The organism is Peribacillus cavernae (genome assembly GCF_003989135.1).
Taxonomy (GTDB): Bacteria; Bacillota; Bacilli; order Bacillales; family DSM-1321; genus Peribacillus; species Peribacillus cavernae.
Genome location: NZ_RYZZ01000005.1, coordinates 120,269 through 147,267, shown reverse-complemented (window position 1 = coordinate 147,267; position 26,999 = coordinate 120,269). Strand labels below are relative to the sequence as shown.

Here is a 26,999-nt window from a genome sequence, read left to right as displayed (position 1 = left end):
AGGGAACAAGATGAATAAAGGACGCATTACCCAGGTTATGGGTCCGGTTGTTGACGTGAAATTCGAAAGCGGTCAACTTCCTCAGATCTATAATGCGTTAAGAATCGAAAAAACAGCGTCTGGTACTGGTTTAACTCTTGAAGTAGCCCTTCACTTAGGCGATGATACAGTTCGTACTGTTGCAATGTCATCCACTGACGGCTTGACTCGCGGTGCCATTGTTATTGACAGCGGCGCCCCAATCTCTGTACCGGTAGGTGACGTTACCCTTGGACGTGTATTCAACGTACTTGGTGAAAACATCGACCTTGATACACCACTTGCGGCTGATTCTCGCAGAGATCCTATCCACAGACAGGCACCAACTTTCGAAAATCTATCTACTGAAGTAGAAATTCTTGAAACTGGTATTAAGGTAGTAGACCTTCTGGCCCCATATATAAAGGGTGGGAAAATCGGCCTGTTCGGCGGAGCGGGTGTTGGTAAAACCGTTCTAATCCAAGAACTTATCAACAACATCGCACAAGAGCACGGCGGTATTTCCGTATTCGCCGGGGTTGGAGAACGGACCCGTGAAGGAAATGACCTTTTCTACGAAATGAGTGACTCTGGCGTTATCAAGAAAACGGCAATGGTTTTCGGTCAAATGAATGAGCCGCCTGGCGCACGTATGCGTGTTGCCTTGACTGGATTAACAATGGCTGAGTATTTCCGTGACGAGCAAGGGCAGGACGTATTGTTCTTCATCGATAACATTTTCCGTTTCACACAAGCTGGTTCCGAGGTTTCTGCCTTGTTAGGGCGTATGCCTTCAGCGGTAGGTTACCAGCCGACCCTTGCAACAGAAATGGGACAATTACAAGAGCGTATTACATCAACAAACGCAGGATCCGTAACATCCATCCAGGCGATTTATGTTCCTGCGGATGACTATACTGACCCGGCTCCAGCAACAACTTTCGCGCATCTTGATGCGACAACGAACCTTGAGCGTAAGCTTTCTGAAATGGGTATTTATCCAGCGGTTGACCCGCTTGCTTCAACATCACGCGCGTTGTCTCCTGAAATTGTCGGCGCAGAGCATTATGAAGTTGCCCGTCAAGTACAGCAAACATTACAGCGTTATAAAGAGCTCCAAGACATCATCGCGATTCTTGGTATGGATGAGCTTGGTGACGAAGATAAGCTTGTCGTTGGACGAGCCCGCCGTATTCAGTTCTTCTTATCGCAGAACTTCCACGTAGCTGAGCAATTTACCGGCCAAAAAGGTTCTTATGTACCTGTTAAAGAAACGATTAATGGATTTAAAGAAATTCTTGACGGTAAACACGATGACCTTCCTGAAGATGCATTCCGTCTGGTAGGAAGAATTGAAGAAGTTGTTGAAAAAGCAAAAAAGTTGGCTTAATGAAGGGACCAAGGAGGGTATTTAAATGAAGACCGTTAAAGTCAGTGTTGTTACTCCCGATGGCCCAGTATATGATGCTGAAGTCGAAATGATAAGCACAAAAGCACAAAGCGGAGAGCTTGGTATTTTACCGGGCCACGTCCCGATGGTTGCTCCACTGCAAATTGGAGCCGTACGGTTGAAAAACAACGGACAAACTGAATATCTTGCAGTAAACGGCGGCTTTCTTGAAATACGCCCTGATGTTGTTACCATACTTGCTCAATCAGCTGAGAGAGCAGAAAGCATCGATGTAGCGCGTGCCAAGGATGCTAAAGTCCGTGCTGAAAAACGTTTGCAGGATCAACAAGACAGTGTTGATGCGAAAAGAGCAGAACTTGCTTTAAAACGTGCCGTCAACCGCATCTCCATTGCGGAAAATAACTTTTAAACTTTAAAGCACTATCCATGATGAAAATCTCTTGGATAGTGCTTTTTCTTTTTATTTCTATCCCAGCTTCAGAAAACAAAAATATTATTCGTTTTCTTAACATATTATAATAGTGTAAAAAAGCTAGATTTTCCAAACAATCCCTACACTTTATCGGTATACAATGATATAATGAACACGTTTACATAGCCTTAATATCAATATTTTTATCATCTGCGGCCGCCAACGGACGAGGGATTATCGAAGAGGCTTTATTGATCGGAATTAGCGTTTTAAATCCGGCAGGGAGGAATGGGCATGGAAGCATTACATATGTATCAGAATAATTATCTGATAGTTTTTGTGTTTCTTTGTTTAGGGATATTATTGCCAGTGGTAGCTGTTTCTCTAGGCAAACTGCTTCGGCCATATAAGCCGACTGAAGCGAAGTACACCACATATGAAAGCGGAATTGAACCATTCCATGATTCCAGGGTTCAATTCAATGTACGTTACTACATTTTTGGCCTGATGTTTGTCATTTTTGATTTAGAAACCGTGTTTTTATATCCTTGGGCGGTTGCTTACGAGAAGCTTGGGATTTTCGCACTGGTTGAAATGCTGATTTTTGTACTTATGCTAGTGATCGGATTAATCTATGCATGGAAGAAGAAGGTGTTAGAATGGAATTGAAATTAGACGAAATTTCAAGCTTAGAAATGGAAGAACTGCGCAGGAGTGTTTTTTTATCGACCCTCGAGCAGGTCAAGGCCTGGGCCAGAAGCAATTCCTTATGGCCGATGACATTTGGACTGGCTTGCTGTGCCATCGAAATGATGGGTGTTGGTTCCTCCCATTACGATTTAGACCGTTTTGGCTCATTCTTCAGGACGTCCCCGCGACAATCGGATGTCATGATCGTTTCCGGCACGGTTACGAAAAAGATGGCCCCGATCTTAAGACGGCTGTATGATCAGATGCCTGAACCTAAATGGGTGATTGCGATGGGATCATGTGCCACTGCAGGCGGGCCGTACGTCAAATCGTATTCGGTGGTCAAAGGCGTTGATCAGATCGTTCCCGTAGACGTCTATATACCCGGCTGTCCGCCAAACCCGGCTGCTCTCATTTATGGAATCAATAAATTGAAAGAAAAGATTCGCCATGAAGCTAAAACCGGGAAGAAGGTGATCTAGGCGTGGCTGAGGAAAAAGGTCTCGAACAACTAAAAAAAGAAGCAGCTGAAAAAGCGAAAGCGGCCGCTGCCGCGAGGGAAAAAGGGGCTGCTTCGGCCAAAGTGAAGGAAGAACCGGCAGAAAAAGCTAAACCATCACCTAATCAGCACATCCTCGATAAATACGTACAGGAAATTGAAAACCATCTAGGCAAAGAAATCCTTGAAGACTCATATATTAATAGACTGTCAAAAGATATCCCAACCCTGGTTGCAAAGCCGGATACATATCGAAAAGTGGCTGAATTATTAAAGTATAATGAACAGCTTGCCTTTGATTATCTATCGGAGCTGCATGGCGGCGACTTTGAAACGCATATGGAAGTATATGTTCATTTATATTCATTTACTAATCAGCAGGCTGTCGCTTTAAAAGTGAAGATAGAGCGAAGTAACCTGGAAATTCCTTCCCTAGTTCCACTATGGGAAGGAGCGAATTGGCCCGAATGCGAAACATACGATCTCCTCGGGATCAGATTTACCGGCCACCCTGATCTAAAGAGAATCTTGCTTGGGGAAGAATGGATTGGGTATCCTCTCCGAAAAGATTACGAGCCGTATGATGTGGAGGTGTAGCATATGATTCGGACAGAAGAAATGCTTCTCAATGTAGGTCCGCAGCACCCGAGTACACATGGCGTTTTTCGGTTGGTGATTAAAATTGACGGAGAAATCATCAAGGAAGCTACACCCGTCATTGGTTATCTTCACAGGGGAACGGAAAAATTGGCTGAGGATCTGCAATATACACAAATCATTCCGTATACAGACAGAATGGATTATCTAGCAGCAATGACCAATAACTATGTATTATGCCATGCAGTGGAGACAATGGCAGGAATTATCGCACCGGATCGTGCCGAATACTTGCGGGTGATTGCGATGGAATTGGGGCGAATTGCCTCCCACCTCGTGTGGTGGGGCACGTATTTGCTTGATATTGGGGCAACGAGCCCATTCCTGTATGCATTCAGGGAGCGCGAAATGATTATCAACATGCTGAATGAATTGTCAGGAGCCCGGCTCACCTTTAATTACATGCGTGTCGGAGGTGTGAAGTGGGATGCCCCAGAAGGCTGGATACAGAAGGTGCACGACTTTGTCCCATACATGAGAGAGCAACTGGAAGGATATCATCAGCTTGTAACCGGAAATGAAATTTTCATGAGCCGTGTAAAAGGAATCGGTTCCTACACAAAGGAGGATGCCATTAATTACTCATTAAGCGGCGCAAACTTAAGGTGTACAGGAGTAAAATGGGATTTGCGCAAAAATGAACCATACTCGATTTATGACCGTTTCGATTTCGATATTCCGGTCCGGCAGGATGGTGATGCATGGGCACGCTATCATTGCCGTCTTGAAGAAATAGAGGAATCTCTTAAAATCCTGGAACAGGCAGTGGAGCAATTCCCCCAGGATGGGCCGATCCTCGCCAAAGTTCCGAAAATCATTAAGCCGCCAAAGGGGGAGTCATTCGTCCGCATCGAATCCCCCCGGGGCGAGATTGGCTGCTATATTGCCAGCAATGGAAAGAAAGAGCCGTATCGTCTGAAATTCCGCAGACCGTCCTTTTATAATCTGCAAATCCTTCCTAAGCTGTTGAAGGGAGAAAATATGGCTAATTTAATTACCATCCTGGGCGCCATTGATATTGTACTAGGGGAGGTGGACGGTTGATGATCCAAGAATTGTTGCAATCCTCTCCCGGACTGTTAAACCTTGGAATTTTTTCTCTGCTTGCTGTCCTTCTGCTTTTTGTTGTTTTAGGCTTTGTAACGTACGGGATTCTCTCCGAACGTAAAGTAATGGGCTTTATGCAAATGAGGATTGGGCCCAACCAGGTGGGCGGCAGGTGGGCGCTTCTGCAAACGGTAGCGGATGTACTAAAGCTATTAATCAAGGAAGATACGATTCCTAAGGTCGCTGACAGACCGCTTTACATCATTGCTCCGGTCATCGCCTTTGCGCCGGCATTCATGGTTCTCGCGGCACTTCCGTTTACTGATAAGTTTCAATTTGCCGATATGGGCATTGGCCTGCTCTATTATATCGCCGTTTCAGGCATCACGACAGTTGGAATTGTGACAGCCGGCTGGGCATCGAATAATAAATATGCCTTGCTTGGGGGGATGCGTGCCGCAGCGCAAATGATTTCTTATGAAATCCCGCTGGTCATGTCGGTAGTCGGCATCGTACTGTTAACTGGCAGCCTTAATTTGAATGAGATTGTTGAGGCCCAAAAGAACATCTGGTATATCGTCCTGCAGCCTGTTGCTTTTATTGTTTTTCTGATTGCCTCTGTAGCTGAGTTGAACAGGGTGCCGTTCGACCTTCCTGAAGCTGAATCCGAGCTCGTCGCCGGTTATCATGTGGAATACTCGGGCTTTCGCTGGGCGATGTTCATGCTTTCGGAATATGTCTATATGTTTGCAATGGCATCGTTAACTACCATATTATTTTTAGGGGGATGGCACCCACTGCCGTTTTTGGGCTTCATTCCGGCAGCAGTCTGGTTCGCCCTTAAATTCAGCCTGGTTATTTATCTGTTGATTTGGATCCGTGTAACCTTTCCGCGTCTCCGGGCTGACCAGCTAATGGAATTTGGCTGGAAGGTGCTGCTGCCGGTTGCACTTGCAAATATATTCGTAACTGCACTTTTAAAAGAACTGTTCAGTATGTTTTAAACATCAAGAAAGAACTGTTTGGAAATACGGAGGGTGGAGGGTCAGTATTGTTTTCTTTATAAGAAAATTGATTTTACTGAAAGAAGGGGTGAGGGAATGCTTGGTTTAATGAAAGGGTTAGGATATACGATGAAAAACCTGACCCGGAAAAAAGTAACCTATGACTATCCGAACAAGCCGCTTCCGCTACCGGACAGGTTTCGCGGAATCCAAAAGTTTTATCCTGAAAAATGCATTGTCTGTAATCAATGTGTAAATATTTGCCCGACGGACTGTATTCAATTAACCGGAAAAAAACATCCGGATCCGACGAAAAGAGGTAAACTCATTGATACATACGATATCAATTTTGAGATTTGTATTCTGTGTGACCTTTGTACAGAGGTTTGTCCAACGGAGTCGATTGTGATGACGAATAACTTTGAGCTTGCTGAATATAGTCGTGATGAGCTATTCAAAAATCTGGAGTGGCTTGATGAAAACGACGAAAATATTCGAAAGGTGAACAAAGTATGAGCCTGTCTGGCGAATTTTTAGCATTTATCGTTCTATCGCTTGTTGCGATTATCGGCGGTGTGCTTTTATTGAATCTGACAAAGGTCGTCCACATGGTCATCGCGCTGGTATTTTCGTTTATCAGCATTGCCGGGATTTATGTGCTGCTTTCTGCCGAATTTATCGCCGCTGTGCAAGTTTTGATATATTCTGGTGCGATTACCATCATTATGCTGTTCGGGATCATGCTTACCCGCCATCATGATACAGAGGATATAAAGACGAATACTTGGAAAAGACTGATTTTGCTTCTGGCCATTGTTGGTTTCGGATTTGTTGTATATATCGGAATCTATAATTTGGATATACCTGAAAAGCCGACCACATTGCATGAAGCAAATACGGAGCAAATCGGGATAGAGCTATACTCCAAGTATATCATTCCGTTTGAGGTCACCTCTGTGATTTTGTTGGTTGCCCTGGTGGGAGCGATCATACTGGCGAAAAAGGACCATGAAGAAGAGGGTGATAATTCGTGACATCTGTACCTTTATCAGCCTATCTCGTCCTGGCACTCGTGCTATTTTGCATTGGGCTATACGGAGCTTTAACCAAGAGAAATACGATCATCGTCCTGATTTCCATCGAGTTGATGTTGAACGCTGTGAATATCAACCTTGTTGCTTTTAGTAAATATGGAATGACCCCATCGATAACCGGCCAAATTTTTTCCCTGTTCGCCATCACAGTAGCAGCGGTGGAGGCAGCGGTCGGTTTGGCCATCCTGATGGCGCTTTACCGTAACCGCAAAACGGTTAATATTGATGAAATGGATTCCATGAAGCATTAATTTAGAGAGATAAGGCGCCTACGCTTTTCTATGATGTCTAGCGCAAGCAGCCTAGCCCCTCGAGGTCATAAGTCAATCACAGTAAGAAGGAAAGAACGCCTTCTTTCTGTGCTTGCCTTATGCTTGTCGGGGCTGAACAAGGCGCTTACGCTTTTCTAAGGGGGATTGATACGATGATGGAGAGTGCGTGGCTAATACCGCTTTTCCCGCTTGTCTCGTTCTTGTTCCTTCTTCTATTCGGTAAACGTTTGAAAGAAGCGGGCAGTTCATATATGGGAATGGTTTTCACATTTGCTTCTTTCGTTTGGTCTGTGTTTACTTTGCTTGATCGCTTTCAGGCACCGACCTATAAATCTGAAGTCAGCTGGCTGACAATAGGGGATGTACAATTAACAGCGGGAATCGAAATTAACCAGCTAAATGCTTTAATGTTAGTGGTCGTGTCGCTGGTCAGTTTGTTGATACATATCTATTCCAAAGGGTATATGCAGGGCGATGAGCGGCTCCCGATCTACTATGCATACCTAGGTTTCTTTACATTTGCCATGCTCGGGCTTGTTATGGCCCCTAATTTGCTGCAGCTTTACTTTTTCTGGGAGCTTGTTGGGGCAGGTTCCTTCTTATTGATTGGTTTTTACTTTTATAAAGAAGAAGCAAAAAGAGCTGCAAAAAAGGCTTTCATTATGACAAGAATCGGGGATGTCGGATTATTGATCGGAATAATTCTCTTATTCTGGCAGGTGGGCAGCTTTGAATATGATAAGATCTTTCAGGCTGTTCAGTCAGGAAGCATATCGGCGGAAATGATCACGTTGACAGCGATCTTGATTTTTGTCGGGGCTGTCGGGAAATCGGGGCAATTCCCGCTTCATACATGGCTTCCTGATGCCATGGAAGGACCGACGCCAGTATCCGCTTTAATTCACGCCGCTACAATGGTAGCCGCTGGGGTGTATTTGGTTGCTGCAATGTTCCCGCTGTTTTCCGCAAGTGAAACAGCAATGACTGTAGTGGCGGTAACGGGAGGCTTCACGGCTATCTTTGCGGCAAGCATTGGACTGGTACAGAAGGATATCAAGCGTGTCCTCGCCTATTCGACTGTGAGCCAGCTCGGCTATATGATGCTTGCTCTAGGCTCTGCAGGGTATGTGGCCGGTATCTTCCACCTGATGACGCATGCTTTCTTCAAGGCGTTGCTGTTTTTGGCAGCAGGCAGTGTCATCCATGCGGTCCATACGCAGGATCTTGAACAAATGGGCGGACTCTGGAAGAAGCTAAAGATTACTGGACCACTTTTTTTGATTGGTACATTGGCCATTTCCGGCGTTCCGTTATTGTCTGGCTTTTTCAGTAAGGATGAAATCCTTACTGCTGCCTGGGAACACGGAAACCATGGACTATTCTGGGTAGCATTGATTGCAGCCTTCTTCACGGCTTTCTATATGTTCCGTTTGTTTTTCATGGTTTTCACAGGGGAATCGAGAAGTCAGCAGACGAAGGTACATGAGGCACCGGCGGTCATGACGTTGCCAATGGTTATCCTCGGAATCCTTGCAATTCTCAGCGGGTACGTGAACACTCCGTGGTTCGGGACATTCCTTGGTGATTGGCTGACGGAGGGGAATGAATACCTTGCTGCCACAGGCCATATGGAAGCGCCTGGCTGGATCATGATTGCCGCAACAGCCGTTTCGCTGGCCGGCATGCTGCTTGCGTATCTCATATACGGCAATCGCAGGATTTCAAGAGAAGGATTAAGCGGGGCAAATTCAACCGTCTATACAGTTTTATATAATAAGTATTTTATCGACGAAACCTATCAGTTTTCGATTGTTGCACTGACCAGGTGGATCAGCCTGTTCTTATCGTATGTTGATAGATTCATAGTTGGCGGACTTATAAGTGCTGTGACGGCAACGGTACAAAGTCTCGGCAAGATTGGTTCAAGGCTCCAGAGCGGACAGGTTCAGCTATACGGCACCATTGCCTTCTTCGGGTTAGCCGTCTTGATGGCCATATTTGCCTTAACAGGGGGGTATTTCGGATGAACACGATATTACTGACACTGTTGGTATTCTCCCCCCTCCTAGGAATGCTGCTTATGTTCCTTGTCCCAAAAACGGATGAAAAAAACCTGAAAATGCTCGGCTTTCTCAGCACCGTACCGGCCTTGCTGATTTCGCTGTATCTGTATATTCAATATGCAACAGGAACAGATCTTTCAAGATTTTCAATCAAAGTGGATTGGTTTCGATTTGGAAATCTGAAAAGTTATGATCCTAATTTGTTTGCGGTGGATTATGAACTTGCCGTGGACGGATTTTCGCTGATTATGGTGCTGCTGACTTCGATACTTGCGACGCTTGCGGCAATTGCTTCGATGTATATCAAGAAGGAATGGAAGGGCTACTTCATGCTGTTCCTCCTGTTGGAAATTGGCATGCTCGGCGTCTTCACTGCGCAAAATCTCATTCTCTTCTTTATTTTCTTTGAGATTACCTTGATTCCGATGTTTTTCTTGATTGGAAAATGGGGCTATTTGGAGAAAGAAAAAGCGGCGTACAGCTTCTTAATCTATAACGGACTGAGCTCGGCGATCCTGTTGATTGTTATCATGATTCTTTTTGCCCGTACAGGTACCAGCAACATTGAAGCCTTGAGGCATATCATGACTGTTGGCGGCGTTTCATTGTTTGCACCGATTTCTGATCCCATGAAATATGCGCTTCTCATTGCCCTTTTGGCGGCATTCGGTATTAAACTTCCCATTTTTCCGTTCCATACGTGGATGCTGCGGGTACACGTTCAGGCCCCACCTTCGATTGTTATGATCCATGCGGGCGTGCTGTTGAAAATAGGAGCATTCGGGTTGATCCGTTTTGGGATGGGGATATTTCCTGAGCAATTCCGTGATATAGCATTTATAATTGCGGTTCTTGGCGTCATTAATCTTCTGTATGGTGCCTTTTTAGCGCTGATTCAAACAGATTTCAAAATGGTCCTCGCTTATTCATCCATCTCCCACATGGGCATTGTTCTGATCGGGTTGGGGGCGCTGAATGAAGCGGGTATTCAAGGAGCGATATTTCAAGTGGTATCGCACGGCTTGATTGCCGCATTGCTATTCTTTTTGGTCGGTGTTATGCACGAACGGTTCGGAACGTCGAAAATTAATGATTTGGGAGGGCTGGCAAAAATCTTACCGGTCACCTCGGGGTTCCTGCTTGCAGGAGCGATGGCGTCCCTCGGTTTGCCTGGAATGTCCGGGTTTGTCAGCGAGTTCATGGCTTTCCTGGGGTTGTTTAAAGAAGAGCCGGTCCTTGCTGCCGTTGGTGCACTTGGCATCATTTTAACCGCAGTTTACTTGCTGAGGGCAGTCCTGGGCATGACATTCGGAAAGACAAAAAGCATGTCATTTGAAGGGATTTCTGAAATAAAAGGAATTGAATTTGCGCCGGTATTAGTTTTACTTGGACTGATTGTAGGCATTGGTGTTTATCCGGCAATCCTGAGTGAACCGCTGCAAGCAACGCTGGAAGCCATTATGCTGGGAATAGGAGGGTGATGAAAGATGGAAACAATGCTTTCTTATGATTGGGGAGCGATGACACCGGAGTTCATCATCTTCGGCACAGCCGTACTGCTCTCGATTTTCGATTTATTCGCTCCTAAGCAGTTCAACAGGCGTTTGCTGGCCCTGCTTGGCCTGACAGGCATCATTCTGGCTTTTGTCAGTCTGCTTAGCTTAATGGGCCAAGAGACAATCAGCATTCTTTATGACACCTTTAAACTTGATTCTTTTGCAATCGCTTTTAAGTTGCTTTTACTGGCAGGCAGCGCACTGGTGATTTTGCTAGCCCATAGCTATGAACCGAAAGAAGGCATGCAGGAGTATCGCGGAGAATTTTACTATCTATTCCTGGCGGCCTTGCTTGGCGCGATGATCATGTCTTCTAGCGGCGATTTAATTACATTGTTCGTCGGACTCGAACTGCTCTCGATTTCTTCTTACATATTGGCTGGTATGAGAAAAAAGAATCTCCAATCAAATGAATCAGCGATGAAATATATCATTAATGGCGGTATTTCTACGGCGGTCACCCTGTTTGGGATGAGTTATCTCTACGGATTGACGGGTACGACGAATTTAAAGGAAATGAGTGAAGGCATGGTTGGTGTCTTTGACAGCCAATTTCAATATTTATTCGGCTTGGCCTTCTTCATGATCCTGGTCGGCCTTTCCTTTAAAATAGCTGCGGCCCCATTCCATATGTGGGCACCGGATGTATATCAGGGAGCACCAACACCAGTCACAGCCTTTTTAAGCGTCATTTCAAAAACGGCCGGTTTTGTAATCATCTACCGCATCCTCATTTCGCTATACATCACCGCACCTGGCGATAGTATCGGAGCACTTACTTTCCTTGAAAAAAACGGAGTATATCTTGCATTCATTGCCGGAATCACAATGATAACCGGGAATGTAATTGCACTTCGGCAGCGGAATATAAAACGTCTTTTTGCATATTCAAGCATTGCTCAGGCCGGTTATGTGCTTGTCGCAGTAGCCACCCTGGGCGGAGGGGCGTTTTTATTCGATACTGTCTGGTTCTATTTACTGGCTTATCTGCTGATGAATCTGGGAGCGCTCGCGGTAATCCAGCTGCTGACTGATAGGTCCGGATCAGAGGATGTCTCGGAATTCTCCGGCCTTTATAAACGCTCGCCGGTGCTTTCGGTTACGATGGCAATCTTCATTCTTTCCCTTGCAGGAATTCCGGGGACCGCCGGCTTTATCGGAAAGCTGAACATTATCCTTGGAGCCTTTGCTGCTGAACCAGGCCATTACGTTTTAGCTTCGATCATGATGGGGGTGACGGTCGTTTCCTATTTTTATTATTTCGGCATCATGACGCAGATGTTTTTCAGGCCGTCCGCTACTAATGAGAAAATGAAGGTGCCTGGAGGAATCGCTGTTGTGCTGACTGTTTGTGCTGCTGGTACCGTACTATTCGGGATTGCGCCAAACCTGCCGCTCGATTTTCTTCATGGGCATTTCGGGGACTTCTCAGACTTCTTTGAATGAAATAATGAACCAGCTAATCCAAGGGGGCTTTTTAGCTCCTTTTTAGTTTGAGAGTTTTATTTAAATATTTCCTCTTTTTTATACCAATTTATAGTCGGGTTTGTGGTAAAATAAACGTTGGGTTGTTTTTTAAGGAGGTCATTTTATGTTTTCAACCATCGGCCAACAGGCACTTACCGGGATTGTCGCACATTTGTTTTTTATCGCCGTCACCTGGTGGGCACTGCAGGCCTTGCATTTTGATAAACTGCTAAGGTCTAATTCAGTGGTGAAAGCTAGAGTACTATACATTCTGCTTACGATTGCCATTGGTTCGGCTGTCAGCAGTTTCTTCCTGGATTACCTCTCTTGGTCAGGACAGTTACCGCTTATGTTTAATTAACGACAGCTGCTGATTCTTTTTTATTAAGATGGTTTGTGAAATTTGTAACGAACGAAAGATTAATAGGGATATCATCCTGTTTTTCATTTATTTTTCCGTTTGTATGCGTGCGCGTGAATTCTGTCGCTTACTGACGAAAAAGTTTGAGTATGCTTCCTGCCTATCTGGAAAAAATAAAGATAGGGGAGGGCTGTACACATGAAAAATAAAATGAGAAAGTTATTGCCGTACATAGCATTGATTAGTTTCATCGGGCTTATGTTTGGGAATAGTACGATTGTGGCAAAAAGCAAGGCTGATATAGTAACAATGACCGAGCTCTTACAGCATGATAAGAACGTAAATATAGAAGAATGGTCTGTTTACGCAAGAGAAAAGAACAGTGAAATAAGAAATGAAAATGATTTAAACAAAGCAGTAAGGAAACTACGTGAAGTTTTTCCTCGCTCTCAATGGGAAATCGAGAAACAGGGCAATGAATGGAAGGCACATACCGTATTTACGAACGTTGATACCGGATTGACAGAGTCAATAAATTTGATGATGACCCACGAAAAAACGGAACCTGTTTCGTATATCATATATGAGGTAAAAGGCCGCTTATGGGACAATCGGTATTCTTCTTTTTTTGAAAATGCTTTTCAAAACAGGATAAAGGACATATTTCGAGGAAATCCTTCGATTTTTTCTTGTATTAAAGGCGTTTTCAATGGTAATATTGATACGGTTTTAAGCAAAGAGACTGCAAGATTATTAGATTTATTTCAAGCGCAGGAAATGGAAAGTATAGAAGAAAAGAATTTCAAATCCGTTTCTGCGCAGACAGCATTGTTTGACCAAACGTTTACAAATGAACCGTTGAACCTGCAACTTGCCATGAGAACAGAAGGATTGGGTGAAAAGACAGCCTTTGTAGTTGGCACACCAATCATCACAATTGAATATTAATATAGAGAAAATGGACGCGGAGGGGAATACTTTTGGAAAAAATCATTGTCCGTGGCGGAAGAAGGCTGAGCGGAACAGTTAAAGTCGAAGGCGCAAAAAACGCCGTTTTGCCGGTTATCGCTGCAACATTATTAGCAAGTGATGGAAAAAGCATCATTAAAGACGTGCCTACGCTCTCCGATGTATATACAATCAATGAAGTTCTGCGTAACCTTAACACTGAGGTTGCCTTTCATGATAATACAGTCACTGTAGATGCATCAAAAGAGCTATTGGATGAAGCACCGTTTGAATATGTTCGCAAAATGCGTGCCTCTGTCTTGGTTATGGGGTCACTATTGGCAAGAAACGGCCGGGCTCGCGTAGCCTTGCCAGGGGGATGCGCAATTGGCTCCCGTCCGATTGACCAGCACTTAAAGGGCTTTGAAGCCATGGGTGCAAAGGTTAAGGTCGGAAACGGCTTTATCGAAGCAGAAGTAGATGGAAGATTAAAAGGTGCAAGAGTGTACCTGGATTTCCCAAGTGTTGGCGCCACTGAAAATATCATGATGGCAGCAAGCCTTGCCGAAGGAACAACCATCCTTGAAAATGTCGCAAAAGAACCTGAAATTGTCGACCTTGCTAACTTCCTGAATAAAATGGGTGCAAAAGTTAAAGGTGCAGGAACAGGTACGCTGAAAATTGAAGGTGTAAATAAATTATATGGCGCTGAGCATTCGATTATTCCTGACCGGATCGAGGCAGGTACATTCATGGTAGCCGCAGCGCTTACAAAGGGTAATATCCTTGTGAAAGGCGCAATTCCTGAGCACTTAACTTCTTTAATTGCAAAAATGGAAGAAATGGGTGTTTCAATCACGGAGGAAGAAGACGGCTTGCGTGTCATTGGACGGGAAAAGTTGAAGGCTGTAGACATCAAAACGATGCCTCACCCTGGTTTCCCGACAGACATGCAATCGCAAATGATGTCACTATTGCTCCGTGCACAAGGAACAAGCATGATTACCGAAACCGTTTTTGAAAACCGTTTTATGCATGTGGAAGAATTCCGGCGCATGAATGCAAACATCAAAATTGAAGGACGCTCTGTCATCATGAACGGACCGTCTGATTTACAGGGTGCCGAAGTGGCGGCTACTGATTTGCGGGCAGCTGCAGCATTGATTCTGACCGGGTTGGTTGCAGAAGGCATCACACGCGTCACCGAATTGAAGCACCTTGACAGGGGCTATGTAAATTTTCACGGAAAGCTTGCCGCTCTTGGAGCCGATGTGGAACGTATTAATGAAGAAACAGCTGAAAAAGAAACAATCGCAGCTGATTTAAATGCATAATGAAACATTTATAAGACCGGTTCCCTTGTACAGTAACATTTACTGTCTCGGGAGCCGGTTTTTTTATCACTCAGTCATAAATGCTTGTCCGCTCCCATACATTTTTATAGAGATACCAATTACATCTTGGTAGAAAAATCGTATAGGGAGGCCCTGGAGTATTGAAAACGATTAAACCGATAATCACACTATTTATCGTAACATCATTTGTCATCATAATGATTCCAGCAATGCTTGTGCTTCCATTTTCCACGGATAAAGCAGATGGGAAATTATCAGAAAAGCTAGTACAACCAGCTAAAAAGAAAGGTGAACAAATGGAAACGATCCCTTCCCCGGCTGTTGAGGTGGCCGTTTACCGCTCTGTGAGCAAGAACATTCAAAAGCTGCCGCTGGAAACGTATATTGTTGGCGTAGTTGCTGCTGAAATGCCGGCAGACTTTAAACTGGAAGCTTTAAAAGCACAAGCTCTGACGGCACGCACATACATTGTAAATCAGCTGCTGGCCAAGGATGCCAAAGAACTGCCAAATGGTGCTAATGTCACAGATACGGTCAATCACCAGGTATATAAAAACAATGATGAACTAAAGCAAATATGGGGTTCCGATTATAAATGGAAAATCAAAAAGATTACCAAGGCGGTAGAAGATACAAACGGCCAGATTTTAACATATGATGGAAAACCAATAACGGCTAGCTTTTTTTCTACGAGCAACGGCTACACGGAAAACTCTGAAGCGTACTGGGGAGGTGTGAGGCCTTATTTAAAAAGTGTTTCGAGCCCATGGGATAAAATCTCGCCGAAGTTTTACAATACAACCGTCCTTTCCATTACTGACTTTGAAAGAAAGCTTGGCGTCAAGGTTTCAAACGAGGAGAGTATTGGAACGGTGACAGCAAGAACGCCCGGAAAACGGGTGGGGACCATCACAATCGGCGGTAAAAAGCTAACCGGAAAAGAAATCCGTGAAACGCTTGATTTGAAATCAGCCGATTTTAGCTGGGAACGTAAAGGAAACAACATCATCATCTCTACTAAAGGTTATGGCCACGGAGTGGGAATGAGTCAGTACGGGGCAAACGGTATGGCCCTGGAAGGCAAGAACTACGAGGATATCGTTAAATATTATTATAAGGGAGTAACAATTCAATCTTCCAATAATCTATTAAATACCACTACCGCCAAGCGATAATAGAAAGAGATGGGGCCCAGGCTCCATCTCTTTCTATTATCGGACAAGTTTACTGATCTGTGTCAAAAAGCCCCGGTTATGTTTGAAATAATGATATCGGACATGGAAGTAAGCGGCTGCGACACCGATCCAGTCTTTTAAAATATCAATCCAGCTGGCATTCCTGTAAGGCACAAAGGACTGGTGAATTTCATCAGTGATGCCGTATAAGCCTGCACCCAAAGCTGCCAGGAGGCTGAGAGCCGGTGTTAACTTTCCTGCAGCAGCCAAGCCCGCAGCAAACAGCATATAAAGAATCGCAAATTCCACCAAATGCATCGCTTCTTTAAAAAAGCTGTCCAGTGAACGATCCGGCAACTCCACTACAGCAGTATCCGGTAATCTGGACAAAATCCAGACACCAGCCATATAAATAAAAGGCAAAACAAAAACAATGATGCGCAACAGCTTATTCATCGGTACAACTTCTTTCAGGTAAGATAAGCTTATTTTAACAGGAAACAAGGCAAAGGAAAACGCCGGAGAGGCCGATCTTCATCTGCTAAGATAGATAAATGCATAAAAAGCGAGCTCTTAACAAAGGATAATTCTAAAAAAATTTTTTTCTAAGGTATATAATTCCTGCGATGTGTTCAGAATGATTGCTGAGGTGATAATCATGAGAGAGGAAGAAAAGAAACAAACTTCTCGAAAATCTACATTCCGACGCATAATAAAGAAGCGTTGGGCATTACCAGCCATCTATATCGCAAGTGCAGCAATCATTTTGACAGCAGCTCTGTTCGTGCAAAACGGTTTTGATGATTCGGCGAACCCTGCCAAGGAGTCAGAAACAGGCAAGAATTTCAAAGATCCAGCTGTGGAAGTAAACAGCGAGCTTGAAAATATCAAAATGCCTGCAGCAGATAGCGAAGCAACAGTGATCAAAAAGCAATTCTATGATGTCAACGGAACAAAGGAAGAGCAAGAAGCAGCTCTTGTATCTTACAATAACAGATACGAACCAAACAAAGGGATCGACATTGCAATGGAAGATGGCAAGACGTTTGATGTAGTAGCTTCCTTAAGCGGAGTTGTTAAGAACGTAAAAGAAGACGCATTGCTTGGAAATGAAATCACAATCGAGCACGATAATGGCGTCGTTACACATTATCAATCCGTAAAAGATGTAGCAGTAGCGGTGGGCGATAAAGTCGAACAAGGACAAGCTCTTGCAAAGGCTGGTCAAAGCTTGTTGAATGAAGAAGCAGGTTTACATGTCCACTTTGAAATTAGAAAAGATAATGTTGCCCTTAATCCAATTGACTTGATTGACAAGCAGCTTTCTTCAATCGAAGCAGTAAATGAGCAAACAGATAACACTGGCACTGAAAACGAGAATGCAGCGGATCCTGACAAAGCAGCCGAAGAAGATGGTGCTCAATCAGGTGACAAAGCTAAAGATGATGATGCCGCTAATTCATCCGACAACAAAGCCAAGGAAGAAAAGAGCGATCAGCAATCTGATAAGCCGGCAGATGAAGAAAAAGGTACAGAGTCAGACACAAATGCAGATCAGCCTGAAGATTCCGGCATGCAGGATGAAAAAAACAGTGATATGCAAAATAATTACCAGCAGCCTGCACAAAATTAAATCAAATTATACAAAACAAATAAATCATGTTACGTGCCCATTAACAACAACTGAAAATTTGGCAAAAAAACCCGTCTCTGCACGGGTTTTTTTTTGTGTGTGGCAGCACGCTACGCTATAGGATGAAAGTCCCTAATCTAATTCCTGTTTTCTACTCTACAAAGTTCCTGGGAACTCGACATATTTCTCAGGAAATATTGAGGATAGGATAAGATGTATATTTCAGGCTGAAGAAGCCACAGCACAATTGTCTGAAATCAAAGAATACTAATAACCTTTCAGAAAATTAAGGAAATATATACCCCTATTCAGTAATTTGTGCATATATCTTGATCCAAGCTAATAAACTGTTACAAAACCATACTTAAGAGAGTGTTTGAGGTGAGTGGTCGTTTATTACTTATCATACATTTAGTTGTGAATATATTTTCTTTTTGTCTGGGGAAGCGGTATTTAAGCCGGAAGCGAATCTCATTTCACACTTCTCACATCCAATTTAGGGAGGGCGAGTAGTGTGCACGATTACATCAAAGAAAGAACTATCAAGATAGGAAAGTATATCGTGGAAACAAGAAAAACGGTTCGCGTTATCGCGAAGGAGTTTGGTGTCTCCAAAAGTACTGTCCATAAAGACTTAACAGAAAGACTGCCGGAAATCAATCCCGATCTTGCAAATGAAGTAAAGGATATCTTGGATTATCATAAATCAATCCGCCATTTGCGGGGCGGGGAAGCTACAAAGTTGAAATACAAGCGTTCAGAAAGAGAAGAGGTTGTGAAATAGACCGTCGCTACAAAAGAATAATGAATGCGAAAAAACCGGGCTTCTACAGTGAAGAAATGGGCATCCTGATTGGAACGGCCAGCCTTCACTGATTGTCCCGGTTTTAATTTGTAAAAATGACTTTTTATCATAAGCGTCTCTTAAGCCCAATGTTGTTTCTTGCTTTTTTCTACATTTCGACAGGAATATGCAAAATTCTACTTAAATTACGATTCGCTCTTACTTCGGGCCTATTCCGTATGGTAAAATAAACAATTAGGACAGAAGTACGTTTAATGAGAGGTATTCAAGGAGGAAATAGGGAAAATGTTTGCAAGAGATATTGGAATCGATCTCGGAACTGCCAATGTGTTGATACATGTCAAAGGCAAAGGAATCGTATTAAATGAGCCATCCGTTGTGGCCATTAACAAGAATACTAACCGCGTCCTTGCAGTCGGTGAAGAAGCCAGAAAAATGGTAGGGCGTACTCCAGGAAATATCGTGGCCATTCGTCCTTTGAAGGATGGGGTCATTGCAGATTTTGATGTGACGGAATCCATGCTGAAGCATTTCATTAATAAACTGAATGTAAAAGGATTCCTTTCCAAGCCTCGTATTTTGATTTGCTGTCCGACGAACATCACCAGCGTCGAGCAAAAGGCAATCAAGGAGGCAGCTGAAAAGAGCGGTGGTAAGAAAATCTATCTTGAAGAGGAGCCTAAGGTAGCAGCAATAGGTGCCGGAATGGACATTTTCCAGCCGTCCGGTAACATGGTTGTCGATATCGGTGGCGGAACAACGGATGTCGCGGTGCTTTCCATGGGTGACATTGTGACTTCATCTTCCATCAAGATGGCTGGTGATAAGTTCGATAATGAAATCCTTAATTATATCAAGCGTAAATATAAGCTGTTGATCGGTGAACGAACAGCGGAAGACGTAAAAATTAAGGTTGGCACTGTGTTTCCGGGTTCCCGAAACGTAGAAATCGAAATCCGCGGACGCGATATGGTTTCAGGTTTGCCAAGGCCCATTTCTGTTAACTCACAGGAGATTGAAGAAGCACTTCGTGAATCGGTTGCTGTGATAGTTCATGCTGCAAAAAGTGTTCTGGAGCGGACTCCTCCTGAGCTTTCTGCCGACATTATCGACCGGGGCGTTATACTAACAGGCGGCGGCGCATTATTGCACGGCGTCGATCTATTACTTGCTGAGGAATTGAAGGTACCAGTATTGGTTGCAGAGCAGCCGATGGATTGCGTTGCGATCGGCACCGGAATCATGCTCGACAATATGGACAGACTTCCGAGAAGGAAATTTAGCTGAGCGGGTTCTCCGCGCAAACACTTCAGTCTTAAAAATAATGAGCAGTGTTTATTTAATAGGATTCCTGTGCTTCTTCAAATGGATCAAAGCAAACATACTCCTTAATTCTACATTATCACGAGGCGCTTACGCTTTTAATAGAGGTGAAGAATATGTTTAAAGGGTTTTTTACGGCTGCCTCCGGAATGATTGCTCAGCAAAGGCGGACGGAAATGCTGACAAATAATATGGCCAATGCCAATACTCCGGGGTTTAAAGCAGATCAGTCCAGCGTGAGGGCATTCCCGGAAATGCTGTTGGATCGGATCGGTTCAAAGTCCATTCCTACTGAAAAAGGGCTCCATCTGCCAATCCATTCCCGAGTGGGTTCCTTGAACACCGGGGTATACATGCAGGAAGCGGCACCTGAGTTCTTGCAGGGTGACATTCAGCAGACACAACGGAATACTGATATTGCGCTTGTTGATGGAAGTATGCCTTCCGGACAAGAAAAGGACTTGAAAGGAACGGTACTTTTTACGGCATTAAATGCGGCAGGAGAGCTTCGCTATACAAGAAATGGCAACTTTACAATAGATGAACAGGGTTTTTTGACAACTCCGCTGGGCTATTATATTCTTGATGAAAACAATAAGCGGATTCAGCTAAACAGCGAGAATTTCACAGTTGACGAGAATGGGATGATCATGGAGAATAACCGGTCGGTTGCCCGTATTGGGATTGGATTTTCCGATAATCCTTATACGCTTCTAAAAGAAGGTGACGGCCTATTTCGTAAGGCTGGTGAACCGCTTATCAATGCTTATAATGAACGAGATGTAAGCTTCAAACTGCAGCAAGGCTTCATAGAAGGATCGAATATTGATTCTTCACGGACCATGACAGACATGATGTCAGCATACCGCTCATTTGAAGCAAACCAGAAAGTTTTGCAAGCATACGACAGAAGCATGGAAAAGGCAGTCAATGAAATCGGCCGGATTGGCTAGAGCCCGAAGCCTTTCCTTGTCTTTTGCAAGTCCTTCAAGAGGAGGAATAAGTCTGAATAGAACGATGATCACCGCAACGAATACCCTGGGCCAGCTTCAGCATAAGATGGATATCATTGGCCATAATATATCCAATATTCAAACGAATGGGTATAAACGGAAAGAATCTTATTTCAATGATCTGCTCGTCCAGGAGTTCAAGAACCAAAAGCAGGAAAACGAAACAGGCAGATTAACCCCATTAGGTATCAGGCAGGGAACAGGTGCAAGAATAAGCCAGTCCCAGCTGATTAACTCCCAGGGAAGCATAAAAAGTACTGGCCGCAACCTGGATAATGCGCTGGAGAAAGAGGATTTATACTTCCGTGTCCGTGTTTCCGATGACAAAGGAGAAGACACTCGCTTCACAAGGGATGGTGCTTTTCACTTAAATCCGGTTTCCAATAATCCTGAGCAAATGATGCTGGTTACTGGTAAAGGATATCCGGTGCTTGACGAAAATGATAATCCAATCATCATCGATGGAAGTATCAAGAACCTTACTTTTTCAAAAGAAGGTCAGCTTACGGCTGAAGCGGACAATGGAAATAGACAAATCTTTAATCTAGGCATCATATCCGTAAAAAAGCCGCAACTTTTGGAACAAATCGGCGAGAACCTTTTAGGGCTGCCGGCTAATTTCGATCAGCTTGGAATAAAGGAAGAGGATATACTAACATCTCTGACCGGTGGATTAAGGGAAGGAATTTCCTTGAATCAGGGAGCTTTGGAGAGTTCAAACGTAGATCTGTCCAAAGAAATGACAGATCTAATGAATGCGCAGCGACAATACCAGTTCAATGCTAAATCAGTGACAATGGCAGACCAAATGCTTGGATTGATAAATGGGATCCGTTAAATAATTCTTACGGACAATTAATACACAGTAAAAGGGGCTTTCGCACATTAGCATGGAAGAAAAACAAGTAACCAGGGAAGAATACAGGCAGCAGGGAAAACAGACAGAAAATGTAAAAAAACGGATACGTATCAGGCTTTTGCCTATCTGGCTAAGACTAGTTATTGTAATCGTGCTGATTGCCGCCAGTATATCAGCAGGTGCTATGATCGGCTACAGTGTCATTGGCGGCGGCAAAGCGTCTGATGTCTTTAAAAAGTCAACATGGACTCATATCGTTGACCTTGTGAATAAAGATATATGATTTAAAAGGGTCTGAACGCCGAGTCAGGCCCTTTGTCATGTTTCATGCTTAATAGTATCTTTCAAAGAGTTCATGGTATCATTGGTTACATAATGATTTTACTGGAGGGAAAAATATGCTTGACGTAACGCAAATTAAGGAAATTATCCGGCATCGTTATCCATTTTTGCTGGTGGATAAGATTATCGAGGTCGAGGATGGAAAGAAGGCTGTCGGCATTAAAAATGTGACAGTAAATGAACCGTTTTTTAATGGACACTTCCCTGATTACCCGGTAATGCCGGGTGTGTTGATAGTGGAGGCACTTGCCCAGGTTGGTGCGGTTGCCATGCTAAAGCAAGAAGAATATAAAGGCCGGCTTGCCTTTTTTGCAGGAATTGATAATTGCCGCTTTAAAAGACAAGTAAAGCCTGGAGACCAGCTTCGGCTTGAAGTCGAAATCGTTCGCATGCGCGGTTCCGTCGGTAAAGGCAAAGCGATGGCTACGGTCGACGGGGAACTGGCATGTGAAACGGAAATCATGTTTGCATTTGGCGATAAAGAATCATAACCTTAAACCGCTTTTTTATTATCTTTTCTGAACGGTCAGGCATTTTGCCTGGCTGGTTTTTTAGGATAGATCTTAAAAGTTTTTACTAATAATGCAATAATTCATCCGTTCCGGGCAAAATACCAACAGGACACAATTTATAGTCCACTATATAGCGAAGGGAGGTTACTTTCCATGAAAAAACGGTTAATGGCTCTCATTGGTGGCTCTTTATTGTCTGCGATGTTAGTGGCTGGATGTAACATGAATAATGATGATAACAATCCACCGCCGGAAGATAATAATAATGTAGAAGACCAGCAAGATAATGGAAATCAAGATCTGAATCAGGACCAAAATGGTGCTGAAAACGACCTGAACGATCAAAACGACGGTGTCGATCACGATGCTGATATGAACGATGTCAAAGATGGCAATCCAACAGATAACAATAACAATACGGATGATGATAACATGATTGATGATGATACAGGTTTAGACGATGACAACGATAAGAATAAGTAAGAAACAGCGAACATCTCAAATATAAAAAAGACTGGTTAATGGAAGATGATTGAACAGGTATAGGAAATAGTTTTTCCTCTTGTTCTTCCAACTTTTTAGAGGCCAGCCTTTTTTATTTATTCTATTTTTTGTTCGACGTGACAAGCTTTGGGCGGGATCGCATTTTATCTTTAAATTGCTCAATTAAGGAGCTGCCATCCATACCCTGCTGAACCAAATCTTCAAGGAGAAGTTCAGCATATTTACTACGCGTTTTTTGGAGATGTCCTTCGAGAAGGAGGATAACATGGCCATCCACTTTCTTTAGCGTATTGACTACTGTTTTAAAGGCTGCTGGATCATTCTCTTTTTTTGTGATGACTGCCTGAACATTAACTTCTTTACCTGTAGCGACAAACCCTTCAAAGGTGCTGAAACAGCTGTTTGAAACAAAAGCCTCGATAATCCATGTATTGCTGTCATCTTCTTTGTTAATGATGAGTCCATCTGTCAATTTGATATCAACGTGATCTTTTTTTTCTGTCACAATTTGCAGTGATATTAATTTAAATGTTTTCATGCGGATCCCTCCATTCTACCTATTTTTACCCATACCGTTTCCTGTAATCCTCATTTACTCCGTTATTTTCTACTTAATAGCATAACTGAAATAGATCCAGTTAAGAAAGTAAAAAGTGCTGGGTGCATATGGACCAAATTATGAAGAATAAAATAATTAGAAAAAAGATAAAAAAAAGTCAAATGGGTTTTATGAATGAAAATGTGTGTACAAAATGACAATTTTACTGGCGGATTAGAAAGTTTTTATTGCTAAAAATACCGAGTCATTTATGATTTTGTCTGTTTTACTGTATGGAGCCGATTCAGTATGATGAAGACAGAAAGGAGCTGGTTATTTGATAAATCAAGTAACACTGGTCGGCAGGCTGGCCAGGGACCCTGAGCTGCGTTATACACCTGAGGGAAAGGCCGTCTCAAATATAACGTTAGCAGTAAACAGGAACTTCCGCAATAATGAAGGTCAATATGATGCTGATTTTGTATACTGCACCCTATGGAAGAAAACGGCTGAAAACACTGTGCAATACTGCCGGAAAGGATCCATTATTGGGGTCACAGGGCGAATCCAGACGCGGAGCTATGACAATTCGGAAGGAAAGAGAGTGTATGTAACGGAAGTCGTAGCTGAATCTGTCCGTTTTGTAGGCCCGAAACAGTCGAATCTTAAAGAGGAGGAATTCAGTCCCATCGGAATATAACGTATGGCAATTTATCAGTACTGTCTAAATATCAAGGAGGTGAAGGCATGGGAGACAGAGAAAGTCTTTGTTCCCGCTGCGGATCGAGGGATGTGGCCGTGGTATGTTCGACTGCAAATCAGAGCGCAGCGTATCAGCGTCTGGAAAAAATGGAGGAGTTGCTCGGTGACCTTATCCGCTTCATAGCAAGAACGAATGTAAAGACAGCAAATGGAGAGACTCAGCTAGCAGAGCTTGAGCTCATCCTCGCCCGCCTGGAGTTTCAATACAAATCTTTGCAGGAAAAAAATGAATCCATCCTTTTGAGGCTGGCCTATCTGGAAAGCCGTCAGGATGATAAAACGGGAAGAAAGCAATCTTTTGTTATGGAGGGTGGGAAAAGGGTTCCCCAGATTACACCGGCGCTTCTGCAACCTTCACCTTGACAAACTATTTTATTTTTTATGCAAATAAGGGATGTACTGTTACTATTAACGCTGCTATTAAGTAAAGAACCTCGCTTGAAAAGCCTCCTGCGTGCCCCAATATAAAGAGAATCATTCCTCACATCCACCTCATTATAAGGCTGCCGCTCCGGCAGCCATTTTCTTTTAAGAGGGGGGATACTCTTCCTGCTTCTAAGAAGATTCAGTATTCATACTATTTTTAGAATTACATATTGTAATATTATGAGATAAATGGCATAATTCAAGATGACCTCAAGACGAATCAGGGTACCATCAAGAGAGGAGTGTCTTCTATGAACAGTCGAATTATCGATGTTAAAGGCCTGCGGACAAGTTTCCTGACGGATGATGACGAAATACCGGTCGTAAACAATATTGACTTTCATATAAAACCCGGTGAAGTCCTTGGAATCGTTGGGGAATCAGGGTGTGGAAAGAGTGTCACGGCGCTGTCGGTCATGGGGCTTGTTCCAACTGCAACAGGCAAAGTGGAAGGGGAAATCCTTTTTAAGGGAGAAAATCTGGTACAAGCATCCGAAGCCAGAATGCGCAAGATTCGCGGAAATGAAATAGCGATGATCTTCCAGGAGCCAATGACAAGCTTAAATCCTGTTTTTACAATTGGGGAGCAACTGATAGAATCCTTACGGATACATAGAAAGTGGAACAAAAAGAAAGCGCTTGCAAAGGCTGTGGAAATGCTGAAGCTGGTCGGGCTGCCGCGGGCAGAGGAATTGGTGAACGAATATCCGCATCAGCTCTCAGGCGGAATGCGGCAGCGGGTCATGATTGCGATGGCGATGATTTGTGAGCCACAGCTTTTGATTGCTGACGAGCCGACAACCGCCCTGGACGTGACGATACAGGCACAAATTTTGGAACTAATGAAAAAGTTAAATAAAGAGACTGATACCGCAATCATGATGATTACTCATGATCTTGGCGTAGTCGCAGAAATGTGTGAGCGGGTTGTCGTCATGTACGCTGGAAAAGTGGTTGAGGAAGGCAATGTTAAAACGATTTTCCAAAACCCGAAACATCCATATACAGTCGGCCTGATTCAATCCGTGCCGGATATGAGAGTGAGAGTGGATCGGCTATACTCGATTCCGGGTAACGTACCCAAGCCGGGGGCGCTTAAGCTTGGCTGCCAATTTGCCCCTCGCTGTGCCCATGTGCATGAGCGCTGTCTGAGTGAAGATCCGCATCTTTCGGCATTCAAAAACGGACAGCAGGTTAGATGCTGGCTCTATGAAGACGGGAAAGGAGCAACCTTCCATGACTCAAGTCTTAGTTAAGGTAGAGAACCTAAAAAAGCACTTTCCGATTAAGGGAGGCTTACTCGGGAAAACGGTCGGTGAAGTAAAAGCAGTAGACGGTGTTTCTTTCTTCATTAACAAAGGAGAAACTTTGGGGCTGGTCGGCGAAAGCGGCTGTGGAAAATCTACAACCGGCAAGATCCTTCTCCGGCTTTTGGAACCGAGTGAAGGCAAAATTTATTTTGAAGGAGAAGACATTACCACTCTTTCATCTGCAGAAATGAGAAAAAAGCGCCGGGAAATGCAGATGGTCTTTCAGGATCCGTTTGCTTCGCTGAATCCACGGCATACTGTCGAGAAAATATTGGAAGAGCCACTGTTAGTTCACGGTGTGAAGAGCAGGGCAGAACGTAGAAAACGTGTGAAGGAATTACTTGAGGTTGTCGGGCTAAGCAGCTATCACGCGAAGAGGTATCCGCACCAATTTAGCGGTGGGCAGCGTCAGCGGATCGGGATCGCCCGGGCCCTGGCCGTCAATCCGAAATTGATAATCGCGGATGAACCGGTGTCTGCTTTGGACGTCTCAATCCAGTCACAGGTTTTGAACCTTTTGCAGGATCTTCAGAAGGAATTTGATTTAACCTATCTTTTCATCGCCCATGACCTGGGTGTTGTCCGGCATATAAGCGACCGTGTTGGCGTGATGTACCTTGGAAATATTGTTGAACTTTCAGACAGTGAACAGCTTTATAAAAACCCGAAGCATCCGTATACACAAGCACTCCTGTCGGCCGTTCCGATTCCTGATGTGGAGTATCAAAAGGAAAGAATCATCTTGCAAGGAGAAGTACCAAGCCCGTCCAATCCACCAAAGGGCTGCCCTTTTCATACAAGATGCCCAAAGGCAATGGATACGTGTGTATCGGTAAGACCGCTTCTGAAAGAAATTGAACCAGGCCACTACGCAGCTTGTCATTTATATGAGTGACAGTGCGTACAAATAAATAAGGCGAAAATTTAAAAAAGATTAATGGGG

General features: G+C 43.8%; 31 protein-coding genes. 29 read left to right on the top strand and 2 right to left on the bottom strand.

Annotated features, from left to right (window positions below):
• Positions 1–10: 10 nt before the first annotated feature.
• The 17 genes from atpD (at position 11) to spoIID (ending at position 16,029) form a co-directional block, all read left to right on the top strand.
• Entirely contained in the window at positions 11–1,408 is a 1,398-nt protein-coding gene (gene atpD, locus ELQ35_RS03885) for a F0F1 ATP synthase subunit beta (protein ID WP_126863520.1), read from the top strand.
• 25 nt (positions 1,409–1,433) lie between these two features.
• The gene (locus tag ELQ35_RS03880; protein WP_126863519.1) at positions 1,434–1,838 is read left to right on the top strand and encodes a F0F1 ATP synthase subunit epsilon; all 405 of its coding nucleotides are present in this window, start codon (positions 1,434–1,436) and stop codon (positions 1,836–1,838) included.
• A 297-nt stretch (positions 1,839–2,135) separates the two neighbouring features.
• The gene (locus ELQ35_RS03875) at positions 2,136–2,510 is read left to right on the top strand and encodes an NADH-quinone oxidoreductase subunit A (RefSeq protein ID WP_126863518.1); all 375 of its coding nucleotides are present in this window, start codon (positions 2,136–2,138) and stop codon (positions 2,508–2,510) included.
• Positions 2,501–3,013: a NuoB/complex I 20 kDa subunit family protein gene (locus ELQ35_RS03870; protein WP_126863517.1), complete on the top strand. Its 513-nt coding sequence runs from the start codon at positions 2,501–2,503 to the stop codon at positions 3,011–3,013. The genes ELQ35_RS03875 and ELQ35_RS03870 overlap by 10 nt, the downstream gene beginning before the upstream one ends.
• A 2-nt stretch (positions 3,014–3,015) precedes the next feature.
• Positions 3,016–3,627, top strand: coding sequence for an NADH-quinone oxidoreductase subunit C (locus tag ELQ35_RS03865; RefSeq protein WP_126863516.1), 612 nt, complete (start codon positions 3,016–3,018; stop codon positions 3,625–3,627).
• 3 nt (positions 3,628–3,630) lie between these two features.
• Positions 3,631–4,731, top strand: coding sequence for an NADH-quinone oxidoreductase subunit D (locus tag ELQ35_RS03860; RefSeq protein WP_126863515.1), 1,101 nt, complete (start codon positions 3,631–3,633; stop codon positions 4,729–4,731).
• Entirely contained in the window at positions 4,731–5,738 is a 1,008-nt protein-coding gene (gene nuoH, locus ELQ35_RS03855; protein ID WP_126863644.1) for an NADH-quinone oxidoreductase subunit NuoH, read from the top strand. The genes ELQ35_RS03860 and nuoH overlap by 1 nt, the downstream gene beginning before the upstream one ends.
• Positions 5,739–5,834: 96 nt before the next feature.
• A complete protein-coding gene (gene nuoI / locus ELQ35_RS03850) occupies positions 5,835–6,254 on the top strand; it encodes an NADH-quinone oxidoreductase subunit NuoI (RefSeq protein WP_126863514.1) in 420 nt (139 codons plus the stop codon).
• Positions 6,251–6,772 (top strand): NADH-quinone oxidoreductase subunit J, encoded by a 522-nt coding sequence (locus ELQ35_RS03845; RefSeq protein ID WP_126863513.1) that lies wholly within the window; start codon positions 6,251–6,253, stop codon positions 6,770–6,772. Before nuoI ends, ELQ35_RS03845 begins: the two co-directional genes overlap by 4 nt.
• Positions 6,769–7,083, top strand: a complete 315-nt coding sequence (gene nuoK / locus ELQ35_RS03840) for an NADH-quinone oxidoreductase subunit NuoK (protein ID WP_126863512.1) — start codon at positions 6,769–6,771, stop codon at positions 7,081–7,083. Before ELQ35_RS03845 ends, nuoK begins: the two co-directional genes overlap by 4 nt.
• 173 nt (positions 7,084–7,256) lie before the next feature.
• Positions 7,257–9,131, top strand: coding sequence for an NADH-quinone oxidoreductase subunit L (gene nuoL / locus ELQ35_RS03835; protein ID WP_126863511.1), 1,875 nt, complete (start codon positions 7,257–7,259; stop codon positions 9,129–9,131).
• Positions 9,128–10,648, top strand: a complete 1,521-nt coding sequence (locus tag ELQ35_RS03830; RefSeq protein WP_126863510.1) for an NADH-quinone oxidoreductase subunit M — start codon at positions 9,128–9,130, stop codon at positions 10,646–10,648. Before nuoL ends, ELQ35_RS03830 begins: the two co-directional genes overlap by 4 nt.
• A 6-nt stretch (positions 10,649–10,654) precedes the next feature.
• The gene (gene nuoN, locus ELQ35_RS03825; protein WP_126863509.1) at positions 10,655–12,169 is read left to right on the top strand and encodes an NADH-quinone oxidoreductase subunit NuoN; all 1,515 of its coding nucleotides are present in this window, start codon (positions 10,655–10,657) and stop codon (positions 12,167–12,169) included.
• A 145-nt stretch (positions 12,170–12,314) separates the two neighbouring features.
• Positions 12,315–12,551 (top strand): DUF1146 family protein, encoded by a 237-nt coding sequence (locus tag ELQ35_RS03820; RefSeq protein ID WP_126863508.1) that lies wholly within the window; start codon positions 12,315–12,317, stop codon positions 12,549–12,551.
• Between the two features lie 198 nt (positions 12,552–12,749).
• The gene (locus tag ELQ35_RS03815) at positions 12,750–13,499 is read left to right on the top strand and encodes a YwmB family TATA-box binding protein (RefSeq protein WP_126863507.1); all 750 of its coding nucleotides are present in this window, start codon (positions 12,750–12,752) and stop codon (positions 13,497–13,499) included.
• A gap of 32 nt (positions 13,500–13,531) precedes the next feature.
• Entirely contained in the window at positions 13,532–14,833 is a 1,302-nt protein-coding gene (gene murA, locus ELQ35_RS03810; RefSeq protein WP_126863506.1) for a UDP-N-acetylglucosamine 1-carboxyvinyltransferase, read from the top strand.
• A 161-nt stretch (positions 14,834–14,994) separates the two neighbouring features.
• Positions 14,995–16,029, top strand: coding sequence for a stage II sporulation protein D (spoIID, locus tag ELQ35_RS03805; protein WP_126863505.1), 1,035 nt, complete (start codon positions 14,995–14,997; stop codon positions 16,027–16,029).
• 36 nt (positions 16,030–16,065) lie between these two features.
• On the opposite strand, the gene ELQ35_RS03800 is transcribed toward spoIID, so the two are convergent.
• Positions 16,066–16,485 carry a VanZ family protein gene (locus tag ELQ35_RS03800; protein WP_126863504.1) on the bottom strand — a complete coding sequence of 140 codons (420 nt, stop codon included), beginning with the start codon at positions 16,483–16,485 and terminating at the stop codon, positions 16,066–16,068.
• Positions 16,486–16,687: 202 nt separating this feature from the next.
• Between ELQ35_RS03800 and spoIIQ the strand changes: the two genes are divergently transcribed.
• From spoIIQ to ELQ35_RS03760, 8 genes are all read left to right on the top strand, one after another.
• Positions 16,688–17,662: a stage II sporulation protein SpoIIQ gene (gene spoIIQ, locus ELQ35_RS03795; protein ID WP_126863503.1), complete on the top strand. Its 975-nt coding sequence runs from the start codon at positions 16,688–16,690 to the stop codon at positions 17,660–17,662.
• A gap of 514 nt (positions 17,663–18,176) precedes the next feature.
• Positions 18,177–18,446 carry a sporulation transcriptional regulator SpoIIID gene (spoIIID, locus tag ELQ35_RS03790; protein ID WP_126863502.1) on the top strand — a complete coding sequence of 90 codons (270 nt, stop codon included), beginning with the start codon at positions 18,177–18,179 and terminating at the stop codon, positions 18,444–18,446.
• A gap of 306 nt (positions 18,447–18,752) precedes the next feature.
• Positions 18,753–19,754 (top strand): rod shape-determining protein, encoded by a 1,002-nt coding sequence (gene mreB / locus ELQ35_RS03785; protein ID WP_126863501.1) that lies wholly within the window; start codon positions 18,753–18,755, stop codon positions 19,752–19,754.
• A 152-nt stretch (positions 19,755–19,906) separates the two neighbouring features.
• Complete coding sequence (locus ELQ35_RS03780; protein WP_126863500.1) at positions 19,907–20,743, top strand: flagellar hook-basal body protein; 837 nt, start codon at positions 19,907–19,909, stop codon at positions 20,741–20,743.
• A gap of 52 nt (positions 20,744–20,795) precedes the next feature.
• Entirely contained in the window at positions 20,796–21,641 is an 846-nt protein-coding gene (locus ELQ35_RS03775) for a flagellar hook-basal body protein (RefSeq protein ID WP_126863643.1), read from the top strand.
• A 52-nt stretch (positions 21,642–21,693) separates the two neighbouring features.
• On the top strand, positions 21,694–21,945 hold the full coding sequence (locus tag ELQ35_RS03770) for a DNA-directed RNA polymerase subunit beta (protein ID WP_126863499.1): 252 nt from the start codon (positions 21,694–21,696) through the stop codon (positions 21,943–21,945).
• Between the two features lie 115 nt (positions 21,946–22,060).
• Entirely contained in the window at positions 22,061–22,495 is a 435-nt protein-coding gene (gene fabZ / locus ELQ35_RS03765; RefSeq protein ID WP_126863498.1) for a 3-hydroxyacyl-ACP dehydratase FabZ, read from the top strand.
• Between the two features lie 174 nt (positions 22,496–22,669).
• Complete coding sequence (locus ELQ35_RS03760; RefSeq protein WP_126863497.1) at positions 22,670–22,999, top strand: hypothetical protein; 330 nt, start codon at positions 22,670–22,672, stop codon at positions 22,997–22,999.
• Positions 23,000–23,120: 121 nt separating this feature from the next.
• Here the strand turns inward: ELQ35_RS03760 and ELQ35_RS03755 are convergent, their stop codons facing one another.
• Complete coding sequence (locus ELQ35_RS03755; RefSeq protein ID WP_126863496.1) at positions 23,121–23,558, bottom strand: YwpF family protein; 438 nt, start codon at positions 23,556–23,558, stop codon at positions 23,121–23,123.
• A 337-nt stretch (positions 23,559–23,895) separates the two neighbouring features.
• Between ELQ35_RS03755 and ssb the strand changes: the two genes are divergently transcribed.
• From ssb to ELQ35_RS03735, 4 genes are all read left to right on the top strand, one after another.
• The gene (ssb, locus tag ELQ35_RS03750) at positions 23,896–24,258 is read left to right on the top strand and encodes a single-stranded DNA-binding protein (protein ID WP_126863495.1); all 363 of its coding nucleotides are present in this window, start codon (positions 23,896–23,898) and stop codon (positions 24,256–24,258) included.
• Between the two features lie 47 nt (positions 24,259–24,305).
• On the top strand, positions 24,306–24,683 hold the full coding sequence (locus ELQ35_RS03745; protein ID WP_126863494.1) for a hypothetical protein: 378 nt from the start codon (positions 24,306–24,308) through the stop codon (positions 24,681–24,683).
• A gap of 314 nt (positions 24,684–24,997) precedes the next feature.
• Entirely contained in the window at positions 24,998–26,002 is a 1,005-nt protein-coding gene (locus tag ELQ35_RS03740; protein WP_126863493.1) for an ABC transporter ATP-binding protein, read from the top strand.
• Positions 25,983–26,951: an ABC transporter ATP-binding protein gene (locus tag ELQ35_RS03735; protein ID WP_126863492.1), complete on the top strand. Its 969-nt coding sequence runs from the start codon at positions 25,983–25,985 to the stop codon at positions 26,949–26,951. The genes ELQ35_RS03740 and ELQ35_RS03735 overlap by 20 nt, the downstream gene beginning before the upstream one ends.
• The last annotated feature ends 48 nt before the right edge of the window (positions 26,952–26,999 follow it).

Bases quoted from the DNA above. Each gene is read 5' to 3' on its own strand.
- ELQ35_RS03740 (WP_126863493.1), top strand. From the start codon at position 24,998: ATGAACAGTCGAATTATCGATGTTAAAGGCCTGCGGACAAGTTTCCTG.
- ELQ35_RS03880 (WP_126863519.1), top strand. From the start codon at position 1,434: ATGAAGACCGTTAAAGTCAGTGTTGTTACTCCCGATGGCCCAGTATAT.
- spoIIQ (WP_126863503.1), top strand. From the start codon at position 16,688: ATGAGAGAGGAAGAAAAGAAACAAACTTCTCGAAAATCTACATTCCGA.
- nuoN (WP_126863509.1), top strand. From the start codon at position 10,655: ATGGAAACAATGCTTTCTTATGATTGGGGAGCGATGACACCGGAGTTC.
- nuoI (WP_126863514.1), top strand. From the start codon at position 5,835: ATGCTTGGTTTAATGAAAGGGTTAGGATATACGATGAAAAACCTGACC.
- ELQ35_RS03755 (WP_126863496.1), bottom strand. From the start codon at position 23,558: ATGAAAACATTTAAATTAATATCACTGCAAATTGTGACAGAAAAAAAA.
- ELQ35_RS03820 (WP_126863508.1), top strand. From the start codon at position 12,315: ATGTTTTCAACCATCGGCCAACAGGCACTTACCGGGATTGTCGCACAT.
- fabZ (WP_126863498.1), top strand. From the start codon at position 22,061: ATGCTTGACGTAACGCAAATTAAGGAAATTATCCGGCATCGTTATCCA.
- ELQ35_RS03815 (WP_126863507.1), top strand. From the start codon at position 12,750: ATGAAAAATAAAATGAGAAAGTTATTGCCGTACATAGCATTGATTAGT.
- ELQ35_RS03760 (WP_126863497.1), top strand. From the start codon at position 22,670: ATGAAAAAACGGTTAATGGCTCTCATTGGTGGCTCTTTATTGTCTGCG.
- ELQ35_RS03830 (WP_126863510.1), top strand. From the start codon at position 9,128: ATGAACACGATATTACTGACACTGTTGGTATTCTCCCCCCTCCTAGGA.
- ELQ35_RS03875 (WP_126863518.1), top strand. From the start codon at position 2,136: ATGGAAGCATTACATATGTATCAGAATAATTATCTGATAGTTTTTGTG.
- ELQ35_RS03735 (WP_126863492.1), top strand. From the start codon at position 25,983: ATGACTCAAGTCTTAGTTAAGGTAGAGAACCTAAAAAAGCACTTTCCG.
- ELQ35_RS03770 (WP_126863499.1), top strand. From the start codon at position 21,694: ATGGAAGAAAAACAAGTAACCAGGGAAGAATACAGGCAGCAGGGAAAA.
- ELQ35_RS03780 (WP_126863500.1), top strand. From the start codon at position 19,907: ATGTTTAAAGGGTTTTTTACGGCTGCCTCCGGAATGATTGCTCAGCAA.
- ELQ35_RS03845 (WP_126863513.1), top strand. From the start codon at position 6,251: ATGAGCCTGTCTGGCGAATTTTTAGCATTTATCGTTCTATCGCTTGTT.
- ELQ35_RS03745 (WP_126863494.1), top strand. From the start codon at position 24,306: ATGGGAGACAGAGAAAGTCTTTGTTCCCGCTGCGGATCGAGGGATGTG.
- nuoL (WP_126863511.1), top strand. From the start codon at position 7,257: ATGATGGAGAGTGCGTGGCTAATACCGCTTTTCCCGCTTGTCTCGTTC.
- ELQ35_RS03800 (WP_126863504.1), bottom strand. From the start codon at position 16,485: ATGAATAAGCTGTTGCGCATCATTGTTTTTGTTTTGCCTTTTATTTAT.
- ELQ35_RS03860 (WP_126863515.1), top strand. From the start codon at position 3,631: ATGATTCGGACAGAAGAAATGCTTCTCAATGTAGGTCCGCAGCACCCG.
- atpD (WP_126863520.1), top strand. From the start codon at position 11: ATGAATAAAGGACGCATTACCCAGGTTATGGGTCCGGTTGTTGACGTG.
- ELQ35_RS03870 (WP_126863517.1), top strand. From the start codon at position 2,501: ATGGAATTGAAATTAGACGAAATTTCAAGCTTAGAAATGGAAGAACTG.
- mreB (WP_126863501.1), top strand. From the start codon at position 18,753: ATGTTTGCAAGAGATATTGGAATCGATCTCGGAACTGCCAATGTGTTG.
- nuoH (WP_126863644.1), top strand. From the start codon at position 4,731: ATGATCCAAGAATTGTTGCAATCCTCTCCCGGACTGTTAAACCTTGGA.